The following is a 22489-nucleotide window of genomic DNA, read 5'->3' on the forward strand; positions in this document are numbered from 1 at the left end:
AGGTGCCCGGTTTCAGTAGCTGTAGTTGCGGCGCGGCGGCCCCTGGTACTGCCCATACCCCGTGCCGCGTGACTCCACGCGCGAGCCGTAATCGATGTCGCGTTGCCGCTTCGCCTGACGATTGGCCAGATAGCGTCCGCCGAGGCAGCCCGCGACTGCCCCGACGACGCCACGCTCGGCCAGGTAGTGCCCGGCGAGTCCGCCGATGATCGCGCCCTTGATGCACCCCTTTGCCTCGGCCGCTCCGACGCTCCCGAAGGTGAGGAGGGCGAGGGCCGACGCTGTCGCAATGATCCGCATGTTCAATCTCCCGGCTGATGCGTCGAGGAAACCCTCGCGCATCGCACCCGTTCCGAGCGGACCAAGCGGACACGGTAAATTGCCGATGCGATCTCTTCCGCGCCTCCCGCGCCCAGGAAGCTGTGTTCTTAATCCACCGACATCGTCATTTTCTCGATCTGTGTCTCATCCGCAGCAGGCAGGAACAGCGCGGGCGTGTCTAAGGTCATCACGAGGGTCCACCAGTCATCAAGTTGGGGGCCGAAGCAGGATTTCGCCTGATGACTGCGGGTTGTGTGCGTTCGATCCTATCTATCATTGGTGTGGTCATAGCGCTGTCGTCGACAGTCGCAGGCGCCGCGGAGAACGACGAGCCTGCAACGGTTAAACGATCGAGCAAGGCGCCGAAGGACGGCCCGACAGGCTCTGCCCGAAAGAATGTCCCGGCGCAGAGGGGCCAAGCGGACCGTCAGGAATCGAAGGCGAGCAAGGACACGCAGGGCGGCAAGGGCGGCGGCAACGACGGCAAGTCCCAGGATGTCGATACCGAGCATCTTTTCGGCTTCACCGAAGGCTCCGATGCTGGTGAGAAGGGCGAGCAGGAGGTCGTCGTGGATACGATTTCCCGCCTGGGCAAGCGGCTATCGGGTCCCGGCGGTGGCCACTACCGGGTGCTCGACACCAAGTTCGGCTACCAGTTCGACCCCATCGACCGCTTGAGCATCGAATTCGGCGCGTTCGGCACATTCCGTCAGGTGCGCAACATCATCGACCTCGACGACAAGTCCTATGGGACGTTCGATGGGGTTTCCGTGGAGGTGAAGTACCAGTTCCTCAAGGGCGACAAGGATCAGCCGCTCGGGCTTGCCCTCGAACTCCGGCCGCGCTTCGCCCGCGTCCTGCCGATCGAGGGAAATGGTGCCGACATCTTCGACATGGAGACCGTGCTCCAACTCGATCTCCAGCTTGTGCCGAACAAGCTCTGGTATGGCAGCAACATCAGCTTCGAACCGGCTGCCGGTCGCCAGCGCGGTCCCGACGCACCGGGTTACCGGTCATCGACCTTCCTCTGGTCGAACGCCCTGATCGCCCGCGTCGGGGAGAGCACCTATCTGGGGCCGGAGGTCCGCTACCTGCGGGGCTATAACGGCACGTTTCTCAATGACTTGGAAAGCGAGGCGCTGTTTGTCGGCCCTGCCCTGCACCACCGCTTCACCGAGAAGATCTGGCTCACGGTGGCGTATGCAGGGCAGGTCTGGGGCCGCGATACCGACCCGACCCTGGCTGGCCGCGCACTCGGCCTGAACCAGTTCGAGCGGCACAACGTCCGGGTCAAGTTCGGTATGGAGTTCTGAGAGACGGTCGCGCAGAGCCCTTGCCTCAGTTCGGCAGGTGCATCTGCTTGCGGAGGCTCTTGTCGAAGAGGTGGGCGGGGGCGAAGCGCCGAAGCAGGCTGATCTGGCGCGCGACCTTGCCGGCGGTGTAGCGGCGCTGCGGCACCGAGGCCTCGGCCGCGGCGAGCACGGTGTCGGCCACGGTCTCGGGCGCATCGGCGGTCGCCATGGCCTCACGCATCGTCCGGTCGGCACCGGCGCGAGCCTCGGCATACAGCTCGAGTTGAGCATCGGGGACGAGCAGGTTCTGGTCGAAGGCCGTGCGGGTATAGGCCGGCTCGACTAGGACGATGCGGATGCCCTGACTGCGCACCTCGTGGTCGAGGGATTCCGAATAGCCTTCCACTGCGTGCTTGCTGGCGGCGTAGAGCGCCATGTAGGGGGCCGGGATCAGGCCGAGGACGGAACTGATGTTGATGATGCGTCCGCTCCTCTGGGCGCGCATCGTCGGAAGCACCGCGCGGATGGCCCGGATCACGCCGAACAGGTTCACGTCGAAGAGATCCTGTGCCTGGGCGATCGAGGATTCCTCGGCGCCGCCGCTGATGCCGAAGCCGGCATTGTTGACGAGAAGATCGATCCGGCCGGTCTCGTCGAGCACGGTCTTCACCATGGCGGCGACCGACGCCTCGTCGGTGATATCGCAGGTCAGGAGGGTGCCGGCATCGCCCAGGACGGTGCTGCTGCGCCGGCTCGTCCCGAACACCCGATAGCCGGCCTTGTGGAGGGCCCGCACGCTGGCGAGACCGATGCCGGAGGAGGCTCCGGTGACGATGGCCGTCCTGCGGACGGGCTGCTTGCGAATGGCTTGGCTCATGACGCTCTCCCAGCGGGTCCGATCCGCCGGCCCTCCCCTTTTAAATGACGTACATAATCTAAAACGGCAAGCCGACGCGCGTGTCGTGGCACACGCGCGTCGTTGGTATTACAGCGGCAAAAACGGCTTTCCGTTTCGCAACGCGGGCGAAGGACGTGTCGAGGTCACAAGGGCGTCGTCCAGAACGCGCGCGACGTGACGTGCGGTCAGACCGAGGCCGTCGTGGATCTGATGGCGGCAACTCGTACCGTCGGCGACCACGAGATCGTCGGGTCCGGCCTGGCGCAGGGCCGGGAACAGCGACAGCTCGGCCATGGCCAGGGACACGTCGATGGTCTCGGCGCCGTAGCCGAAGGCGCCGGCCATGCCGCAGCAGCTCGACTCGATCGGGCGGACATCGAGACCGGGCACCGCACGCAGGACCGTCTCCACCGCACCCATGGCGGCGAAGGCTTTCTGGTGGCAATGGCCGTGGAGATGGGCGACCCGGCCGCCCTGGTCGGCGAGCGGCAGGTCGATGCGTCCGGCCTTGAGGTCGGCGGCGAGCAACTCCTCGAACAGGAAGCTCGCGCGCCCGAGCTCGGCGGCCTCGGGGCCCGGAAGCAGCGCGGTGAACTCGTCCCGGAAGGTGAGGAGGCAGGACGGCTCGAGGCCGACGACCCGGGCCCCGGCGCGTATGAACGGCAGCAGCGCGGCCAGCGTGCGCCGGGCCTCGGCGCGGGCCCGGTCGGTCTGGCCCGATGCGAGGTAGGTCCGCCCGCAGCAGAGCGGGCGGCGGCCGCGATGGGGGAAGACCCGGTGCAGGCGGTAGCCGGCCGCGAGCAGCACCCGCTCGGCCGCCTCCAGGTTCTCGCGCTCGAAGGCCCGGTTGAAGGTGTCGCCGAACAGGACGACGTCGCGGAAGTCGCCGCTCACGTCGCCGGGATGCGCCGGCTCGCCGGATTCGTGCCAGGGCCGACGCCATTGCGGCAGGGTCCGGCGGGCCGAGAGGCCGACCCAGCGCTCGGACAGCCGGGCCAGGGCCGGCAGGCGGTCGCGCAGGTTGAGGAGGGGTGCCAGCCGCGCGGCCGTGCTGGCGTAGAGCGGGAGCGCCGCCACGAGGCGTTCCTTCAGGGGCAGGCCGTGCCGGGCGTGGTAATGGTGCAGGAACTCGATCTTCATCTTGGCCATGTCGACGCCGGTGGGGCATTCGCGGCGGCAGGCCTTGCACGAGACGCAGAGATCCAGGGTCCGCTTCATCTCGGGGCTGGTGAAGGCGTCCGCCCCGAGCTGGCCCGAGATCGCCAGCCGCAGGGAATTGGCCCGGCCCCGGGTGAGGTGCTGCTCGTCCTTGGTGACCCGGTAGGAGGGGCACATGGCGCCGCCGGCGAGCTTCCGGCAGGTGCCGTTGCTGTTGCACATCTCGACCGCCGGGCCGAACCCGCCCCAGTCCGACCAGTCGAGGGCCGTGGCGGCGGGCTGGGTCACCGCGTAGCCGGGCTGGAAGCGCATCAGCGCGCGGTCGTCCATCCGCAGGGGCCGGACGATCTTGCCGGGGTTCAGGCGGTTGTCCGGGTCGAAGCCGTCCTTGACCGTCTCGAAGGCGCGGGTGAGCCGGGCTCCGAACATCGGCTCGATGTATTCGGAGCGCGAGATGCCGTCGCCGTGCTCGCCGGAATAGGAGCCCTTGAAGCGGCGGACGGCGGCGCTGGCCTCCTCGGCGATGGCCCGCATCTTGGCGACGTCGCCGCCCTGCTTCATGTCGAGGATCGGGCGCACGTGCAGGCAGCCCACCGAGGCATGGGCATACCACGTGCCGCGGGTGCCGTGGCGGGTGAAGACCTCGGTGACGGTGTCGGTGTAGTCGGCCAGGTGCTCCAGGGGCACCGCGCAATCCTCGATGAAGGAGACCGGCTTGGCGTCGCCCTTCATCGACATCATGATGTTGAGGCAGGCCTCGCGCACCTCCCAGACCGATTTCTGCCGGACCGGCTCGGGCACCTCCACCACGGCGTTCCGGAAGCCGTGGTCGCTCATGCAGGCGTCGAGGCGCCTGAGGTCGGCCAGCAGCGCGTCGCGGTCGTCGCCGGCGAATTCCACCAGCAGCAGGCAGTTCGGCGTGCCGCGGGTGATGTCGGCGAGCGTCGTGCGGAACAGCGGGATGTCGGCCCCGAGGACCAGCACGTTGTTGTCGACGAGTTCCACCGCCACCGGGCCGAGGTCGACCAGCGCCTTCGTGGTCTCCATGGCGGAGCGGAAGGACGGGAAGTGGCAGACGCCCATGACCCGGTGGGCCGGCAGGCGGGACAGCTTCAGGGTGACGCCGGTGGTGGCCGCCAGGGTGCCCTCGGAGCCGACCAGGAGGTGGGCGAGGTTCGGCCGGGCCTCGATCAGGGCATCGAGGTTGTAGCCGCCGACCCGGCGCTGCACGCGCGGATACCGGGCCAGGATCTCGTCGCGCTCCGCCTCGGCGAGGGCCCGCATCGCGGCGGCGAGGTGCTCGGCCCGGTCGGGGCCGGTCACGCCGGTGCTGTCGTTGCCCGTGAGACCGAAGCCGAAGGGCGTGCCGTCGGGGAACATGGCCTCGATGGCCAGGACGTTGTCGCTCATCTTGCCGAAGCGGAGGGAGCGCGCGCCGCAGGAATTGTTGCCGGCCATGCCGCCGATGGTGCAGCGGGTGGCGGTGGAGGGCTCCACCGGGAAGAACCAGCCATCCGCCTTCACCCGGGTGTTCAGGCGTTCCAGCACCATGCCGGGCTCGACCGTGATGGTGCCCCCCGCGGGGTCGTAGGCGGTGATGCCGTTGAAGTGGCGCGAGCAATCGACCACGAGGCCGTGCCCGATCGGCTGCCCGTTCTGAGAGGTGCCGCCGCCGCGCATGATGACGGGCACGTCATGCTCGGCCGCGATCTTCAGCGTCGCGGCGATGTCGGCGGCGGACCGGGGCAGGACCACGCCGGCCGGGATGATCTGGTAGATCGAGGCATCGGTGGCGTAGCGTCCACGGGTGAAGGAATCGAAGCGGGCCTCGCCCTGCAGGGCCTCGGCCAGCCGCCTGGCGAGTCCGGCATTCTGTCGCGTGGCCGCGCGGGGCGTGCTGGTCGCCGCCCGCGGCGGGGTCGATGGCTCAGCCGTGGCGGTCATGCTTCATCGTCCTCGCGTTGCGGGTGCGCAGCCGGATCGGAATGCCGGGCTGCGGCCGCCGGATGGGGTGGCGGTCTGAGCCGCCGGAGCTAAGATACGGTGATATTTTGAATGCAAATGGGCTTGCAAGATGATCGACCTGTTCAGCGACACCCAGACGCGGCCCACGGCGGGGATGCGGGACGCCATGGCGCGGGCCGAGGTGGGGGATGAGCAGTCCGATTCCGACCCGACCACCCTGGCGCTCTGCGAACGGGTAGCGGACCTCCTTGGACAGGAGGCGGGCGTCTTCATGCCGTCCGGCACGATGTGCAACCTGGTGTCGATCCTGGTGCAGACCCGACCCGGCGACGAGATCATCGTCGACGACCAGTCCCACATCTACAACACGGAGGCCGCCGGCTCGGCCGCCATCGGGGGCGTCTCGGTGATGGCCCTCAGGACCCCGGCGGGCGTCTACACGCCCGAGGCCTTCGCGGCGGCCATCCGCCCGCCCGCCCGCACGGCGCCGCGTTCCGCCCTGGTCTCGATCGAGCAGACCACGAGCTTCTCCGGCGGTTCGGTCTGGGCGCTCCCGGACATGCGGCGCATCCGCGACATCGCCCACGAGAAGGGTCTGCGGGCGCATATCGACGGGGCCCGGCTGCTCAACGCGGTGGCGGCCACCGGCATCGCCGCGAAGGACTACGCCCAGGGCTTCGACAGCGCCTGGATCGATCTGAGCAAGGGGCTCGGCTGCCCGGTCGGCGCCGTCCTGTGCGGGACGCAGGCGTTCGTCACCGAGGCCTGGCGCTGGAAGTACCGCCTCGGCGGGGCCATGCGCCAGTCCGGGATCCTGGCGGCGGCCGGCCTCTACGCCCTCGATCACCACAGCGAACAGCTCGTCCGCGACAACGCCCACGCGGCCCTGCTCCGCGACCGGATCGCGGGGGCGCCCGGCCTCGCCATCGACGCCGGTGCGGCGCAGTCCAACATCCTGTGCTTCTCGGTCGAGCCCCTCGGCGTCACGGCCGCGGCCTTCGCCAAGGCCTGCCTCGCCCAGGATGTCCGGGTGCGGGCGATCGGGGCCCATCAGATCCGCGCCACGACCCATCTCGAGGTGGACGAAGCCGGCATCCTGCGGGCGGCCGAGGTAATCCGCGCCGAGGCCGAGCGCCTGTCGGGACGCCTCGCCTGAGCCGTTTCGCCAAGATTCGGGTGGCCCAGGTTCGCGTGGCCCAGTTTCGCTTTGGGACGATTCGGAGCGGACCCCATCGCGGCCATCAGGCGCCGGCCGCCGCGGTCTCCCGCACGGCGGCCGCCCGGCGCTTGTTGCGCAGGTGACGGAACAGGATGTCGCTGAGTTCCGAGCCGGCCCGGCGCCGCAGGGCGTCGAGGATCTCCTCGTGCTCCCGCATGGCCTCGCCCCAGCGGTCGCGGTCCTTGTCGAGATTGGCGGCGTACCGCACCCGGCGCAGGCGCCCGGCGAAATTGGCGTAGGTCGTCCGCAGGGGCTCATTGTCGGCGGCCTCGACGATGCGGTCATGGATCGCCTGATTGCCGGTGAAGTAGCCGTGCAGGTCGCGGCGGAGGTAGGCCGCGTACATCGCGTGGTGCAGGCGCTCGATCTCGGAGAAGCCCGCCTCGGTGATCTTCTCGCAGGCGAGGCGCCCGGCCAGGGCTTCGAGACCGCCCATGACGTCGAACAGCGCCACCATCTCGTCGGGCCCGAGCTGGCGGACCCAGGCGCCCCGGTTCGGCAGCAGGTCGATCAGCCCCTCGGAGGCCAGCACCTTGAGGGCTTCCCGCAGGGGCGTGCGCGAGATGCCGAAGCGTTCGCAGAGGAGGCGTTCCGGCACCCGGGCACCGGGGGCGAGGTTGCCTTCCACGACGTAGTCGCGCAGCTGCGCCAGCAGGGTCCCGTGGAGCGAGGCGGCCCCCGTGCCGGCGATCCGGGGCAGGGACGCGGCCTCCGGTTCGACCGCGGAATCCGGGACGGAATCGAGCATCATCATTCCAGAATTATCAGCCGCCGCGGCCGCGGTCGAGGGTGATCGAGCGCAAAATAATGCTTGTGTCTTCCAAAAATGAATGCAAATTTTTGGTCGACTGAACCGGATGCGGATCGTATCGACGACAATCCAGCGCCGTTCGCCACCGTAGGCCGTGGCGCTGCCCTTGTCCCGCGACCTGCCAGCGTCGCCTGGCGCACCCGCCCGCCAGCTTCGCCTGGCACACCTGAAACGCCTGCGAGGCCCCCGATGACGACACGGACCGGACGCCACTTCCTGCACATCCCGGGCCCGAGCCCGGTGCCCGAGCGCGTGCTGCGCGCCATGGACATGCCGGTGATCGACCATCGCGGTCCGGATTTCGCCAAGCTCGGACGGGCGGTGCTGGAAGGCGCGCAGGCCGTGTTCCAGACCCGCGCGCCGGTGATCCTGTATCCCGGCTCGGGCACCGGGGCCTGGGAAGCCGCCATCGTCAACACGCTCTCGGCCGGCGACCGGGTCCTGATGTTCGAGACCGGCCACTTCGCCACCCTGTGGCGCCAGATGGCGGCCCGCTGGGGGATCGAGGTCGAGTTCGTCCCCGGCGATTGGCGCCGGGGCGTCGATCCGGCCAAGGTCGAGGCCATCCTGGCCGAGGACCGCGCGAAGGCGATCAAGGCCGTGATGGTGGTCCATAACGAGACCTCCACCGGCGTCACCAGCCGCATCGCCGAGATCCGCAAGGCCATCGACCGGGCCAACCACCCGGCCCTGTTCCTGGTCGACACCATCTCGGGCCTCGGCTCGGCCGAGTATGCCCACGACGCCTGGGGCGTCGACGTCTCGGTGAGCTGCTCGCAGAAGGGCCTGATGCTGCCGCCGGGCCTCGGCCTCGTCGCCCTCTCGGACAAGGCGCTCGCCGCCACCAAGACCGCGACCCTGCCGCGTTCCTACTGGGACTGGCAGGAGATGCTGAAGCCGAACGCGGCGGGCTACTTCCCTTACACGCCGGCGACCAACCTGCTCTACGGCCTGCGCGAGGCCATCGCCATCCTGATGGAGGAGGGCCTGCCCCAGGTCTTCGCCCGTCACCAACGCCTCGCCGCGGCCACCCGCGCCGCCGTGGAGGCCTGGGGCCTGGAGGTCCTGTGCCAGGAGCCGTCCGAGTACTCACCCGTGCTCACCGCCGTGGTGATGCCGGAGGGCCATGACGCCGACGCCCTGCGCACCCTCATCCTCGAGAAGTACGACCTTTCCCTCGGCACCGGCCTCGCGAAGGTCGCCGGCAAGGTCTTCCGCATCGGCCATCTCGGCGAGACCAACGACCTCATGCTGATGGCCGCGCTCTCCGGCGTCGAGATGGGCCTCAAGGCGGGCCGCGTGCCGCACAAGGCCGGCGGCGTCCTGGCGGCCATGGAGACCCTGCGCTCCGGCCTCGACGACTGAGCGATCCCTCCGGCGGACCCGACGGATCGGGTCCGACACGCCGTCGTTCCGGGACGCCGCCGGCGCGCCCCGGATCCCGATCCGCCGACGGTGCCGGACGCGATGAGACCGATGGTCCCGAATCCCGGGCTCCGCTGCGCGGCCCCGGGCTGACGGAGGGCCTAGGACGACGAAGACCTCGAAGAAACCAAAGCCCGTCACGTCAGCCGATCACACCGATCCTGCGTGCCCCCGCAAAGAAGCCCGGCGATCAGACCGGGCGGGGTGTCGCGTTCAACTGGAGGAAACCCCGATGACGCCAGCAAGTGGACGCGTCTCCGCGTCAGGCCCTGCCAAACGACGCGTCTCCGCGTCGAACATGGTCCTGTTCCTGCTCTGCCTGATGTACTTCGTCACCTATCTCGACCGGGTGAACATCGCCACGGCGGGCGGCGAGATCATGAAGGATCTCGGCATGTCGAACACCCAGTTCGGCCTGATCCTGTCCGCCTTCGCCTACCCCTACGCCATCTTCCAGGTCATCGGCGGCTCGGTGGGCGACAAGTTCGGCGCCCGGCGCACGCTCCTGGTCTGCGGCCTAATCTGGGCCTCGGCCACGATCCTGACCGGTCTCGTCGGCGGCTTGGTCAGCCTGTTCCTCGCCCGCGTCCTGCTCGGCTTCGGCGAGGGCGCAACCTTCCCCACCGCCACCCGCGCCATGCAGAACTGGACGGCGCCGGGCAAGCGCGGCTTCGCGCAAGGCATCACGCACGCCTTCGCGCGACTCGGCAACGCGGTGGCGCCGCCCATCGTCGCCGTCCTGATCTACCACGTCGGCTGGCGCATCGGCTTCGTCGTCCTGGGGGTCGCGAGCTTCGCCTGGGTGGTGGTCTGGTACCTGTATTTCCGCGATGACCCCAAGGACCACCCCGCCATCACGCCGGAGGAACTCGCGGTGCTGCCCGAGCCGCGCAAGGTCGGCGCCAAGCAGAACATCCCCTGGAGCCGCCTGACGATGCGGATCCTGCCCGTGACCCTGACGTACTTCTGCTACGGCTGGACGCTGTGGCTGTTCCTCGGCTGGCTGCCGAGCTTCTTCAAGCTCAATTACGGCCTCGACCTGAAGAACTCGGCGCTGTTCGCCTCCGGCGTGTTCTTCGCCGGCGTCGTCGGCGACACCCTGGGCGGCGTCTTCAGCGACCGCATCCTCAAGAAGACCGGCAACCTCAAGCTCGCCCGGCTCAGCGTGATCGTGGTCGGCTTCCTCGGGGCGGCCGCGAGCCTGACGGGCGTGTTCTTCACCAAGGACCTGACCCTGGTGGCGCTGCTGCTGAGCTCGGGCTTCTTCTTCGCGGAGCTCGTCATCGGGCCGATCTGGTCGGTGCCGATGGACATCGCGCCGACCTACTCGGGCACGGCGGCCGGGCTGATGAACACCGGCTCGGCGGTGGCGGCGATCATCTCGCCGATCGTCTTCGGGATGATCGTCGACATGACGGGGAGTTGGACCCTGCCCTTCGTCGGCTCGATCGGCCTCTGCCTGCTGGGCGCCGGCCTCGCCTTCACCATGCACCCCGAGCGCCCCTTCGTGGAGGAGCCCGCGGTGCCGCTGGGGCGGGCCGTTCCGGCCGAGTGAGGCGTTTACCCCCCCCTCCCCCGTGCGGGGAGGGGTCCGGGGGGTGAGCCTCCCTCGCGGTACCGAGGCCGGCGGAGCCGCCCCCACCTTCCATGCCTCCCCGCGAGGGGGAGGAGAGCTGCGTAGCGCAAGACACAGGGAACCGCGCACGATGGACGAAGCCGTGCAGGACACGACCGACCCCCGGTCCCGCCCCCCGACCGGCCCCCTGCCCCTCGCGGGCCTGCGCGTCCTCGACGTGACGCAGGTGATGGCGGGGCCGGTCTGCAGCATGCTGCTCGCCGATCTCGGGGCGGACGTGATCAAGATCGAGCCGCCCGGCACCGGCGACCAGACCCGGGGCGCCATGGGGTTCAAGATGAAGGGGCCCGACAGCATGGGCTTCCTCAACATGAACCGGAACAAGCGCAGCCTCGCCCTCAACCTGAAGAGCCCGGCCGGGCGCGATCTCCTCCTCGACATGGCCGAGACCGCCGACATCGTGGTCGAGAACTACCGCCCCGGCGTGATGGCCCGGCTCGGCCTCGGCTACGAGGCGATGCGGGCGCGCAACCGCGGCCTGATCTACGCCAGCATCTCGGGCTTCGGGCAGACCGGCCCCTGGGCCAAGCGCCCGGGCTACGACCTCATGGCCCAGGCCATGTCGGGCGTCATGAGCGTCACCGGCCATCCGGGCGGTCCGCCCGTGAAGGCCGGCGTGCCGGTGGCCGACATCGGCTGCGCGCTGTTCGCGGTCTACGGAATCCTCAGCGCCTATATCGGCCGGCAGGCCAGCGGCGAGGGCCAGTACATCGACGCCTCGCTGTTCGATTCGGCGCTGGCCTTCTCGATCTGGGATACGAGTGAGTACTGGGGTACCGGCCGGATCCCCGAGCCGCTCGGGACCGCCAACCGCATGAGCGCGCCCTATCAGGCGGTTCAGGCGGCGGACGGCTACTTCGTCATGGGCGCGACGAACCAGAAGCTCTGGCGCCTGCTCTGCGACGTGCTCGGGCGGGAGGACCTGCTGGCGGACGCGCGCTTCCAGGACATCGCCGGGCGCCTCGCCCACCGCGAGGCCCTGATCGCCGAGCTGGAGACGAGCTTCGCCGCCAAGAACGCGGAGGACTGGGTGACCGATCTGCTGGCCGCCGGCATCCCGGCCGGGCGCATGAACACCTATCCGGAAGCCTTCGAGAGCGAGCACGGCCGGCACCGGGCGATGCGCATCGAGGTGCCCCATCCCATCGAGGGCAGCGTGCCCAACATCGGCTTCCCGGTGAAGCTCTCGGGCACCCCCGCCCAGGTCCGCCGCCACGCGCCGCTGCTCGGCGAGCATGCCGACGAGATCCTGGCGGAGCTCGGCCTGTCCGAGGCGGCGATCGAGCGCCTGCGCGCGGAGGGGGCCTTCGCCGCATGAGCGAGACCCAGGATACGGGCGCCGTCCGCTACCGGGTCGAGGGCGGCGTCGCGCACCTGACCTTCGACCGGCCGGCCGCCCGCAACGCCCTCACCTTCGCGATGTACGAGGCGCTGGCGGAGAGCCTGGCGCGGATCGAGGCCGACCCCTCCGTGCGCGTCGCCGTCCTGCGGGGCGCCGGCGGCAAGGCCTTCGTGGCCGGAACGGATATCGAGCAGTTCGTCGGCTTCACGGGCGCGGACGGCGTCGCCTACGAGGCCCGCATCGAGGGCTACGTCGCCGGGCTGGAGCGCTGCCGCGTGCCGACCGTGGCGGTGATCGAGGGCTGGGCGGTGGGCGGCGGCCTCGCCATCGCCAATGCCTGCGACATCCGGGTGGCGCAGGCCGGAGCCCGCTTCGGGGTGCCGATCGCCCGGACCCTGGGCAATTGCCTCTCGCCGGCCAACCTGCGCCGCCTGACCGCGACGCTGGGCCAGGGCCTCGTCACCCGCATGATGCTGCTCGCCGAGATGCCGACCGCCGAGACCCTGGCGCCGCTCGGCTACCTCGCCGCCGTGGCCGAGGCCGATCGGCTCGACGCCGAGGTGGCGGCAATCTGCGAGCGCCTCCTCGGCCATGCCCCCGTGACCATGCGGGTCACCCGCGCGATGCTGCGCCGGCTGGAACTGGACCCGCAGGCCGAGGCGACGGACCTCATCGCGGAATGCTATGGCAGCCGGGACTTCGCGGAAGGCGTCGAGGCCTTCCTGGCCAAGCGCCCCGCGGCCTGGACCGGCACCTGAGCGAGGACGCCGCATGACCCTCTACGCCCTCGGCCCGCACCACCCGCAGCTCGCGGACCCGGACAGCACCTGGATCGCCCCGGGTGCCCACGTGGTCGGGCGCGTCCATCTCGGCCGGGATGTCTCGATCTGGTTCGGCGCCGTCCTGCGCGGCGACAACGACGAGATCCGGATCGGGGACCGGACCAACATCCAGGACGGGGCCGTGCTGCATGCCGATCCCGGCTTCCCCCTGCACCTGGGAGACGATGTCACCGTCGGGCATCGGGCCATCGTGCATGGCTGCACCATCGGGGCCGGCAGCCTCGTCGGCATGGGCGCCACCATCCTCAACGGCGCCCGCATCGGCCGCAACTGCCTGATCGGGGCCAATGCGCTCGTCACCGAGGGCAAGGCGTTTCCCGACAACAGCCTCATCGTCGGTGCGCCCGCCCGGGCCGTCCGTACCCTCGACCCGGAGAGTGCGGAGCGCCTGACGCAGACCGCCGGGAATTACGTCGCCAACGGCCGCCGCTTCCGCCAGGATCTGCACGCGCTCCCCGAAGACGCCTGACCGAGACCGGCGCCGGCACGGGGGGCCTGGTCGTCGTCACCCACGGTTCGCGGGTGGCAGGCCCTCGCGAAACCCACGAGGGCCCTGCCCCGCCCGGTCCTCGCCACCCTGGGCGATCACGGGGCCAAAATCCGACGCTCGGGATCGTCCGCGCGCGACCCTGGGCGCTTGCTCAGACCGGCATCGACGCTTCCCGGGAGCGCTCCTTCCTCGACCGTCTGCGTTCCGATACGCCCGCGGCGCCGAGCATCACCCCCGGTCTCGCGCCGTCACAGGTCGGGAAACTCTCTCGCCAGGTGGTCGATCAGCGCGCGGACGGCGGGTGGCAGACCGCGGCGGGTCGTGAACACGATATGGACGATGCCGTCCTTGCTCCGCCAGTCCCGGAACACGCGGACGAGCTTGCCCGCGTTCATGTACGCCGCGCATGCGTGATCAGGCAGGAAGGCGACGCCCAGTCCGTTTGCCGCGGCATCGCAGAGAACGGTGTAGTCCGCGCAGGTCAGCCGCGGCTCATGGCGCAGCACCTGCGTCGTCCCGTCCTCGCGTTCAAGCCTCCAGGTGGTTTCGCCCGCCTCGTCGCTCGTACTCATGGTCGGAACGGTGGCGAGGTCGGCAAGATCGGCACCGAGGCCGCTCGCAACCTGCGGACTGGCGACGAGGATCCAACGGGAACGTCCGAGCGACCGCATCGTGAGGGACGCATCGCTCGTCAACTCGTGGCGAACGCGGAGCGCGACGTCGATCCGCTCACCGATCAGGTCGACGGCGCGGTTCGAGACGACGAGTTGGAGCTGGACCTTCGGGAAGCGGTCGAGAAAGCCGCGCACGATGGCTGACACCACCTTCACCAGATTCGGCGGACAACTCATCCGGATGCGCCCGTGCGGCTCGGCCTGCGCTTCCGCAACGAGCGCTTCCGCCCGCTCCGCTTCCAGCATCATGGCCCGGCAGCGCTCGTAAAAGGTCTGCCCGATCTCGGTCACGCGGAAACGTCGGCTTGAGCGCTCGATCAGCCGCACCCCGAGCCGCGCCTCCAGCGCCGAGACGCGGCGGCTCAGCTTCGATTTCGGCTCGTGAAGCACCCGACCTGCGGCGGTGAAGCCGCCATGGGCGACGACCTCGGCGAAGGTGACGTAGTCGTTGAGGTCTGAGCGCATCATCGTTCCTCGATTGGAACGCTACGTGCCAGATTTGCGACCTATCCGCATCATCGTTCTGCGGCCATCTCTCTTGGCAACGGCTCACACGCCGCTGGAATCGGGAGAACGACGATGACCGGTAGGTTTCAAGACAAAGTGGTGGTGGTGACAGGCGGCACCAGCGGCATCGGCCTCGCCGCCGCCAAGGCGTTCGCGCGGGAGGGCGCCTCGGTGTTCGTCACCGGGCGGCGCCAGGATGTGCTCGACGCCGCAGTGACGGAGATCGGCGGCCAGGTCACGGGTCTGCGCGCCGACATGTCCGACCTCGCCGACATCGACCGGGTCTACGAAGCCGTCCGGCAGCGGCACGCTCAGATCGACGTCCTGTTTGCGAATGCCGGTGGCGGCGACATGCGTCCGCTCGGGGCCATCACCGAGGCGCATTACCAGCGGACGTTCGACACCAACGTGAAGGGCACGATCTTCACCGTGCAGAAGGCGCTCCCTTTGCTGAAGGACGGCGCGTCGATCGTTCTCAACGGTTCCAACGCCGGCTCGTCGGGAACCCCCGCGTTCAGCGTCTACAGCGCGAGCAAGGCCGCAGTGCGCAACCTGGCGCGTAGCTGGATCCTCGACCTCAAGGATCGTCGCATCAGGGTGAACGTCGTCAGCCCGGGGCCGACCGAGACGAACGGGCTGAACGATGTGTTCGGCGGCGGCGATCAGGCGCGGGGCATCAAGGATTTCCTCGCCACGCAGATCCCGGCCGGCCGGATCGGCCGGCCCGAGGAGATCGCCAAGGCCGTGCTGTTCCTGGCCTCGGACGATGCCAGCTTCATCAACGGAGCGGAATTGTTCGTCGACGGCGGACTGACCCAGATCTGATCACACCGGCCGACAGCCCGAGCCCCTTGAGCCGTCGGCTTCGGACGACGCGGGCGGCACCCTCGCCTGAGAGGGCTTGATCCGAGCTCCAACCGCATCGGCGGTTTTCTGGAACGGTCGCGCTTGGATTGCGGGACCGCACGCCCAGTCTGGCTCAGCCTGTGTGCTGAGCGAAGCTCCGGAAGCTCAAGCGTTACACATGAAACCGAAACATTCAACTTCATAATCGATACGCAAGACAGCATGCATAGCGTCATGCTCTAAGCAAAAGGCGGAGATCACGATGTCGGAACTCAGCATCAATGGCATGAAGATGGTCTATGACGAAGTCGGAAGTGGGTCGAACCCGCCTGTTCTGCTGGTACACGGATGGGGGTGCAACCGCTCATTCATGAAACGCCAACAGGAATTCTTCGGACAGACCCGGAGGGCCATCGCGGTTGATCTTCGTGGTCATGGAGAAAGCGATGCTCCAACCGAAGACTACACCGTCAGTAACTTCGCCAACGACCTCGCGTGGGTTTGCCTTAAGCTCGACATTGAAAAGCCGATTGTCGTTGGACATAGCATGGGTGGGACAATCGCGCTCGAATTTGGAGCAAGTCACCCGGACATCGCGGCGGCCGTTGTCATGGTCGACAGCTATGTCTGCCTGCCAACGCCATTCCGAGATGCGATGGAGATATTCAGCGAACAGCTGAAGGGGGAGGACTACCTCAAGGCCATCGAAGTGAGCCTTGCAGGTTTGTACATACCGGGAGAAGATCCAAGTATTCGAGATGCGTTCTTTCGCTCGCTTCGCAGGACACAACAGCGTGTTCTCACACAAGCTTTTGACGAACACATTCTGAACTACGATGCGGAGCCGGTTGCCGCGCGCTGCACAGTGCCAATCGTCTATATTGGCGCAGACACTTCGAGCGCGAACGTCGGCCGTTTGCGCGAAGTCCAGCCTCAGATCAAGGTCGGGCAGACGATCGGGTCAGGTCACTTCTCAACACTTCTCGTTCCCGATCAGATCAACGCCATGATCCGTGACTTTGCCCAGGCCTATGTGAGGGGCTGGTGACATGAGGCGCCGCTGAGCAAGGCATCGTCGCCGAGATTGCGGAAGGCGAAGAGCAGTTCAGCCTGGCTCTGAGCGGACTGCATCGTTCTGCCCTTGGCAGGCTCGGTGTCTCGCTTGCAGCCGAAGCTCCGGTTCTGTTCATCGAACCATTGTCCCTCTGCCACCTCGCGCTGGGTCGCCGGATGGTCGACGTCTTTTGGGCTGGGGCAACGGCCGTCCGAGCGGCCGGGTTGGGTCGAGGACACGCTTAAGGCCTGCGATGCTCGCAAGCGGACGGGCAGCCATCCAGCCGCAGCGGGCCCACACCAATCGGTACCAAGCGCCGGATTCCGACCACGCGGGGCTATGGACCGGCCGAGACACCCCGCTGGCCGCGTTGGCCGGTCCGTGATCCGTCGTCCAACCGGCGCTCGGGCTTCGCCAGGCATCGCTCCGGACCGTTCCGGCGGTTGCCCCTGCCGGTAGGTCCTGTACGCGAGCGTCCAGGTGTGCTGGTGCAGGGGTCCGGCCCCTCGCGAAAACGTCCGGAGATCGCAGGGTTCTGGTCATCTTCAATCCTGCGATCCAGTAGGACTGTCAGGATAGATCAGTATCCGTGGATCTGTGGACGTATTGACCACACGCGAATATTGCCTAACGTAACCCGACACGGTCGCTGCGCCGGGCTGGCATCGGGAGAGGTATGTCGCGACCATGCTTGTCGGGATGCCATTCTTGCGGGTCTTCGACCGAATGGGTTACGGCGGGCTCGTGCTCTCGACGCATGGGCATGTGCTGGCCCTCAACGACAGCGCGCGCCGCATCTTCCAGGCCATGTTCTGTCTCAGCCGGTCCGAGGTTGAGGTCGATGTGCTGGACGGCCTCGGGCGCGGGATCGTCAAGCGATTGCTCAATCAGGGCCGGGCCCGCTTTCAGCTGGATAGCGAGAACTGGATCCTGGTGGAGCGCCCCGACCAGCGCCCCCTGATCATGAATGCGGTGCCGCTCCCGATCGATGAGGTCGACGGGTCGCACTCCGTCCTCCTGCTGATCGACCTCGACGCAACGCCGATCCTCAATCACGGCGCCCTGGAACAGGTCTTCGGATTGACCCGCACCGAGGCGAAACTCGCCACCCTGATGGCGCAGGGCGCGACCCTCGCGGAAGCGGCGGCCCTCCAGGGTGTCCGCGTCGCCACCGTCCGGGCCCAGCTTCGGGCGATCTTCGCCAAGACGCACACCCATCGGCAGGCCGAACTGGTGATGCTGGTGTCCCGGCTCTCCAGCCTGCCCTGATCGGCGATCCGGCTCACGCGCGCACGGCGCGGCCGAATGCAATTCATGATCATGGCCTGCTGGCCGATGAGCATCCTAAGTGTCCGTCAAATCCCGCACTGTGAGATATTGTATGCCAGCATGGCCAGAATAATCATAGCAAGCATATGTCGTCGCAGAGGGGCGCGAATATTGATGGATCGTAGTCAGTTTAGGGGATGACGGCGTCTCGGTTTGGACGATCCTCGTGGCGTCGTAGAATCGACGGGAGGAAACAATGAAACATGTCATTCCTGTGCTCGTCTTGGCCGGCCTGTCCCTGACGGTGATGGCCGCCGCACCGGCCACGGCTGCCGCGAAACAGCAGCGTCTCTCCGCGAAGTACACATCCCTGAACGCAGCGAAGCCGATCCCGACCGTGCCGGTCCAGCCCACTGCCGCGCGTCAGGATTTCGACGGAGACGGAACCGACATCGCCATCCGCCTCCAGGACGGTCATCACGGCGACGGCAGCCTCTGAGTCCGGCGATCCGGCGCGACCGGGACGCGGCCTGTTCCCGGGGGCTCGGGGCTGGGCCTTCGGATCCGGTCCTGTCTCCGCCGCGCCTCGGACGACCCGATCGACCCATGCGATCACGGCCGGCGCCCCATCGGTGCGCGCCGGTCCCCGATGGGACCGCGTCCGCGGCATGCGACCGTTTCGTGAGCGTGTCTTGCCGCGGGGTCGTCCTGCCGCGGGATCGTTTTGGCCCCGGGTTTCACGCCGGCCCGGACCGGTGCGGGAACCGTCGCCCTCAGCGACGTCCGACGGCGATGACGCCGCCGTCCAGGACGGAGAATTGAATTCCGACGGTCCGCAGCGTCTCCACGGCCTTGTGCCGCGATCGCTGGGCCGTGCCGTCCGGGTGTTCCTCCATGCGCTTCACGGTCGACAGGGACAGGCCGGCGGCCCTGGCGAGATCGGACATCGACCAGTCCAGCAGGGCGCGGGCGGCGCGCAGGTGATGTCCGCCGATCGCCTGTTCGAGACCCTTCAGCAGCATGCCGAGGGGCGGACTTCCCCGTGTTCCGAGGGGCCGCGCGAGGTTGCCCCAATCCACGACCTGGCCGCTTGCATCGGTGATCGGCACCGTGAAGATCTCGAAGCGCTCCCGCTTCCGGCCGGCGATGTAGAGGACGGGCTTCATCGTATAGACACGCCCGACCTGATGCGCCGCGAGGCTCACGGCGCGCCAGTGCTCCCGCTCCTCGGTCACCACCGCCAGGAACGCGTCATCGGCCGTCTCGTCCGGCGAGAGGCCGGTCAACTCGTAGGCCTCCTCCGAGAAGGTGTAGGCGTAGTCCGGATCGTTGGAGAAGGTCAGGGTCCGGGTGCGGTCGAACAGCGCCCGCCGGCGGCGCCGCTCCGCCGCCACGGCCCGTCTCAGGCTTTCCCGTTCGGTCACGTCGAGGACGCTTCCGGCAATTCCCAGGGGTCGGCCGTCGGGGGCAAGGTCGAGCTCGCTGCGCACCGACAGGGCGCGGTGCGACCCGTCCGGCCGGATCACGCGAATCGTCTGCTTCCCCTGCGACACGTCCCGGATCAGGCCGGCGCCGCTCGCCATCCGGCCGCGATCCTCCGGATGCACCAGCCCGACCAACAGGTCGTAGCTCGGCCGGGTCGTCTGGGGATCGAGCCCGAGGATGCGGAACAAGCCGGGCGACCAGACATGCTGATCGGTGGCGAAGCGCCATCCCCACGTGCCGCTGATGCCGCGGCTCTCGAGAAGATGCAGGAAATGCCGCGACGAGAATTGCAGGCTGTCGACATCCATCGCCGGGTCGGATCTCCTGGTCGAGAAAATATCATAAGTTATTTTTGCTCCTACAGCACTTGAGCAGAGCGACGGAAACCCTGCGCGAAATCAAATAAAAGTGAGTACAGACCAACCTGGAATTGTAGTTGTAGTGCGAGAAAAACCTCTTCGTGTACGCTCCGGCCTGCCGAAGGCCGGTCGCATTGCTGCCGCGGACGCGATCGGAGGCGCGTCTGGGTGGCGTGACGGTCGCGCCGTCCTCGGCGCCTGGCACCGGTGCCCGAACGCGCTGTCCGGGCGCGCCCGTGGGCTGGCCCGGCTCCAGGAACCTTCGTCCGGCGTTTACCCGTCCGTTAACCTGCGATAGGGTTTCGGCGTATTCCGAAGGTCGCCGGATCGTCCCGCCGGCCGCGATCGTCGCCGCTTGCTTCACCCGTCGGGATGACCGCGCGGACGGTGCACCCCGTCGTGAACCTCTGCCTTCACGCCAGGGAGGCGGCCGTGCGCGGCCGTGGGAACTCATGCGCCGCAACCGCCACGCCAAGATCGTCGCCACCGTCGGGCCCGCCTCGTCGTCGCCCGACATGCTGCACCGGCTCTTCGTGACCGGGGTCGACACCTTCCGCCTGAATTTCAGTCACGGCACGCAGGACGACCATGCCCGGGTCCACGCGGCGATCCGCACCCTGGAGCGGGAGACCGGGCGGCCCATCGGCATCCTGCAGGACCTGCAGGGACCCAAGATCCGCCTCGGCACCCTGGCGGGCGGGCGCCTCGACGTCGCGCCCGGCGAGACGCTGCGCTTCGTGCTCGAGGGCGCCGAGGGCGACCGGCATGCCATCCCCCTGCCCCATCGGGAGATCTTCCTGGCGGTGGCCCCGGGCCAGGACCTGCTCATCGACGACGGACGGGTGCGCGTCCGGGTCACCGGCCTGACCGGCGACAGCCTCACCGCCGAGGTGATCACCGGCGGGACGCTCTCGAACCGCAAGGGCGTGAACCTGCCCGGCACCCTGCTCGACCTCTCGCCGCTCACCGCCAAGGACCGGGCCGACCTCGCCTTCGGGCTGGAGCTCGGGGTGGACTGGGTCGCGCTCTCCTTCGTCCAGAAGCCCGCCGACCTCATCGAGGCCCGCGCCCTGATCGGCGACCGGGCCGGGCTGATGACCAAGGTCGAGAAGCCCCAGGCCCTGGAGCGGATCGACGACATCATCCGCCTGTCCGACGCCGTCATGGTGGCGCGGGGCGATCTCGGGGTCGAGATCCCGCACGAGGATGTGCCCGGACGGCAGAAGGAGCTGATCCGGGCCTGCCGGCTGGCGGTCAAGCCGGTGATCGTCGCCACCCAGATGCTCGATTCCATGGTCTCGGCCCCGACGCCGACCCGGGCCGAAGCCTCGGACGTGGCCACCGCGATCTATGACGGGGCGGACGCGGTGATGCTCTCGGCCGAATCCGCCACGGGGCAGTTCCCGGTGGAGACCGTGGCGATGATGGCGCGCATCATCCACCGGACCGAGACGCACAAGCTCTACCGCTCGCTGATCACCGCCACCGATCCGGGCGAGGAGGAGACGCCGCCCCACGCCGTCGCCAGCGCCACCGCGACCCTCGCCGATGCGGTGGGGGCGGCCGCCATCGTCGCCTACACCTTGAGCGGCACCACCGCGGCCCGGATCGCCCGGCGCCGGCCGCAGGTGCCGATCCTGGCCCTGACGCCGGATCTCGCGACCTCGCGCCGCCTGTGCCTGCTCTGGGGGGCGCATAGCCTGCGGGCCGACGAGGTCGATTCCTACGAGGCGATGGTGGCCAACGCCCTGGCTCACGCGGTGGAGGAGGGTTTCGCGCTGCCCCACGCCCGCGTGGTGATCACCGCCGGCATCCCCTTCGCGGTGGCCGGCACCACCAACAACATCCGCGTCGCGCAGGTGCCGCCCGCCTGAACCGGTCCGGCCTCGGCGCCGCGACGGGCGGGGGTGGGCGACAACCCGATTCCTGTGCACAACGTCGCCAGAAACGCAGCAACCGGGCCGTGTCTCGTGGGTCGTCGACGGTTTAGGCGAGTTCCGGCAAGAAGAGGCGCGGGCCCGGCCCGGCGATCCAGGCTATTTAGCGATGCCTTAAGACCGCAGGCGTAGAACCCGGGAACGTGTACCGGTGCCTTGCCGTCGTTCAACCTGAGCGGACGTTCGCGTCCCCGTCCACGTGCCTGCTCTCCCGCCCTGCCACGTGGACGATGACCGTGATCCTGAAAACCGTCGGCGCCTTCGCTACCCTCTTCCTCGTCGGCGTCGCGCCGGCCGTCGCCGCGCCCCAGCAGGTCGGCGTGGTCGTCAAGGTCGACCGCCAGGCCGTCGCCTCCCAGTCCGGCCAGGCCCGCGACATGGCTCCGCAGGGGCCGGTGTTCTTCAAGGACATGATCCGCACCGGCGTCGAGTCGCGCCTGGAAGCCAAGCTCGCCGACGACACCGTCCTGACCCTCGGCGAGAGCGGCAAGATCACCGTGGACGAGTTCGTCTACAAGCCCGGCGCCCAGGGCGGGAAGCTCGCCCTCTCGGTGGCGCGCGGCGCCTTCCTCTTCGTCGGCGGCAAGATCGAGGGTCCGACCGGCGGCAACGTCGCGATCAAGACCGCGGTCGGCACCCTCGGGGTGCGCGGGACGACGGTCTGGGGCGGCGCCATCGACGGGGGCTTCGGCGTGCTCGTGCTCGACGGCGAGGTGATGCTGCGGACGAAGCGCGGCAGCGTCCTCATGCGCAAGGGCCAGGGCACGATGGTCTACAAGGGCCGCGCCCCCGAGGCGGCCGCGCCCTGGCCGGAGGACCGCACCAAGCGGGCCGTGGCGACGGTCACGATCAGCGACCAGGCGCGCTTCGTCCCCACGCTCGGCCGCTGACAGACTCGCGAGCGGAGGTCGAACCGGTGGGCTTCCGCGCGCCGTTCCGCTAGCGTCCGCCGCCACCGC

The 22489-nt window shown here is 68.7% G+C and carries 19 protein-coding genes; 13 read left to right on the top strand and 6 right to left on the bottom strand.

Annotation, left to right across the window (positions count from 1 at the left end):
- Positions 1 to 12: 12 nt before the first annotated feature.
- Positions 13 to 300, bottom strand: coding sequence for a hypothetical protein (locus AC0IY1_RS05980; RefSeq protein WP_471768675.1), 288 nt, complete (start codon positions 298 to 300; stop codon positions 13 to 15).
- A 260-nt stretch (positions 301 to 560) separates the two neighbouring features.
- Between AC0IY1_RS05980 and AC0IY1_RS05985 the strand changes: the two genes are divergently transcribed.
- The gene (locus AC0IY1_RS05985) at positions 561 to 1634 is read left to right on the top strand and encodes a hypothetical protein (RefSeq protein WP_471768415.1); all 1074 of its coding nucleotides are present in this window, start codon (positions 561 to 563) and stop codon (positions 1632 to 1634) included.
- Between the two features lie 25 nt (positions 1635 to 1659).
- Here the strand turns inward: AC0IY1_RS05985 and AC0IY1_RS05990 are convergent, their stop codons facing one another.
- On the bottom strand, positions 1660 to 2490 hold the full coding sequence (locus AC0IY1_RS05990; RefSeq protein WP_471768416.1) for an oxidoreductase: 831 nt from the start codon (positions 2488 to 2490) through the stop codon (positions 1660 to 1662).
- 108 nt (positions 2491 to 2598) lie between these two features.
- A complete protein-coding gene (locus tag AC0IY1_RS05995) occupies positions 2599 to 5613 on the bottom strand; it encodes an FAD-binding and (Fe-S)-binding domain-containing protein (RefSeq protein ID WP_471768419.1) in 3015 nt (1004 codons plus the stop codon).
- A 130-nt stretch (positions 5614 to 5743) separates the two neighbouring features.
- Between AC0IY1_RS05995 and AC0IY1_RS06000 the strand changes: the two genes are divergently transcribed.
- The gene (locus AC0IY1_RS06000) at positions 5744 to 6790 is read left to right on the top strand and encodes a threonine aldolase family protein (protein ID WP_471768420.1); all 1047 of its coding nucleotides are present in this window, start codon (positions 5744 to 5746) and stop codon (positions 6788 to 6790) included.
- Between the two features lie 85 nt (positions 6791 to 6875).
- Here AC0IY1_RS06000 and AC0IY1_RS06005 read toward each other — a convergent pair whose 3' ends face one another.
- Entirely contained in the window at positions 6876 to 7604 is a 729-nt protein-coding gene (locus AC0IY1_RS06005; protein WP_055953740.1) for a GntR family transcriptional regulator, read from the bottom strand.
- Between the two features lie 249 nt (positions 7605 to 7853).
- Here AC0IY1_RS06005 and AC0IY1_RS06010 point away from each other — a divergent pair, with 249 nt between their 5' ends.
- The 5 genes from AC0IY1_RS06010 (at position 7854) to AC0IY1_RS06030 (ending at position 13378) form a co-directional block, all read left to right on the top strand.
- Entirely contained in the window at positions 7854 to 9029 is a 1176-nt protein-coding gene (locus tag AC0IY1_RS06010; protein ID WP_103709132.1) for a pyridoxal-phosphate-dependent aminotransferase family protein, read from the top strand.
- A 292-nt stretch (positions 9030 to 9321) separates the two neighbouring features.
- Positions 9322 to 10644 (top strand): MFS transporter, encoded by a 1323-nt coding sequence (locus AC0IY1_RS06015; RefSeq protein WP_245436021.1) that lies wholly within the window; start codon positions 9322 to 9324, stop codon positions 10642 to 10644.
- Between the two features lie 151 nt (positions 10645 to 10795).
- Positions 10796 to 12043 (top strand): CaiB/BaiF CoA transferase family protein, encoded by a 1248-nt coding sequence (locus tag AC0IY1_RS06020; protein ID WP_055952532.1) that lies wholly within the window; start codon positions 10796 to 10798, stop codon positions 12041 to 12043.
- Positions 12040 to 12825, top strand: coding sequence for an enoyl-CoA hydratase (locus AC0IY1_RS06025; RefSeq protein ID WP_055952530.1), 786 nt, complete (start codon positions 12040 to 12042; stop codon positions 12823 to 12825). The genes AC0IY1_RS06020 and AC0IY1_RS06025 overlap by 4 nt, the downstream gene beginning before the upstream one ends.
- A gap of 13 nt (positions 12826 to 12838) precedes the next feature.
- A complete protein-coding gene (locus AC0IY1_RS06030; RefSeq protein WP_471768424.1) occupies positions 12839 to 13378 on the top strand; it encodes a gamma carbonic anhydrase family protein in 540 nt (179 codons plus the stop codon).
- A 269-nt stretch (positions 13379 to 13647) separates the two neighbouring features.
- On the opposite strand, the gene AC0IY1_RS06035 is transcribed toward AC0IY1_RS06030, so the two are convergent.
- A complete protein-coding gene (locus tag AC0IY1_RS06035) occupies positions 13648 to 14541 on the bottom strand; it encodes a LysR substrate-binding domain-containing protein (RefSeq protein WP_471768426.1) in 894 nt (297 codons plus the stop codon).
- A 111-nt stretch (positions 14542 to 14652) separates the two neighbouring features.
- On the opposite strand from AC0IY1_RS06035, the gene AC0IY1_RS06040 reads away from it, so the two are divergent.
- From AC0IY1_RS06040 to AC0IY1_RS06055, 4 genes are all read left to right on the top strand, one after another.
- Positions 14653 to 15405 (top strand): SDR family NAD(P)-dependent oxidoreductase, encoded by a 753-nt coding sequence (locus AC0IY1_RS06040; RefSeq protein ID WP_471768428.1) that lies wholly within the window; start codon positions 14653 to 14655, stop codon positions 15403 to 15405.
- A 283-nt stretch (positions 15406 to 15688) separates the two neighbouring features.
- Positions 15689 to 16474, top strand: a complete 786-nt coding sequence (locus AC0IY1_RS06045; RefSeq protein ID WP_471768430.1) for an alpha/beta fold hydrolase — start codon at positions 15689 to 15691, stop codon at positions 16472 to 16474.
- 705 nt (positions 16475 to 17179) lie between these two features.
- The gene (locus AC0IY1_RS06050; protein ID WP_244477308.1) at positions 17180 to 17749 is read left to right on the top strand and encodes a helix-turn-helix transcriptional regulator; all 570 of its coding nucleotides are present in this window, start codon (positions 17180 to 17182) and stop codon (positions 17747 to 17749) included.
- 256 nt (positions 17750 to 18005) lie between these two features.
- Positions 18006 to 18248, top strand: coding sequence for a hypothetical protein (locus tag AC0IY1_RS06055; RefSeq protein WP_471768432.1), 243 nt, complete (start codon positions 18006 to 18008; stop codon positions 18246 to 18248).
- Positions 18249 to 18522: 274 nt separating this feature from the next.
- Here AC0IY1_RS06055 and AC0IY1_RS06060 read toward each other — a convergent pair whose 3' ends face one another.
- The gene (locus AC0IY1_RS06060; protein WP_471768433.1) at positions 18523 to 19542 is read right to left on the bottom strand and encodes a PAS domain-containing protein; all 1020 of its coding nucleotides are present in this window, start codon (positions 19540 to 19542) and stop codon (positions 18523 to 18525) included.
- A gap of 503 nt (positions 19543 to 20045) precedes the next feature.
- Between AC0IY1_RS06060 and pyk the strand changes: the two genes are divergently transcribed.
- The gene (gene pyk, locus AC0IY1_RS06065) at positions 20046 to 21467 is read left to right on the top strand and encodes a pyruvate kinase (RefSeq protein ID WP_471768434.1); all 1422 of its coding nucleotides are present in this window, start codon (positions 20046 to 20048) and stop codon (positions 21465 to 21467) included.
- 299 nt (positions 21468 to 21766) lie between these two features.
- Complete coding sequence (locus AC0IY1_RS06070) at positions 21767 to 22420, top strand: FecR family protein (protein WP_471768436.1); 654 nt, start codon at positions 21767 to 21769, stop codon at positions 22418 to 22420.
- The last annotated feature ends 69 nt before the right edge of the window (positions 22421 to 22489 follow it).

This window comes from Methylobacterium sp. AC690 (genome assembly GCF_979256535.1).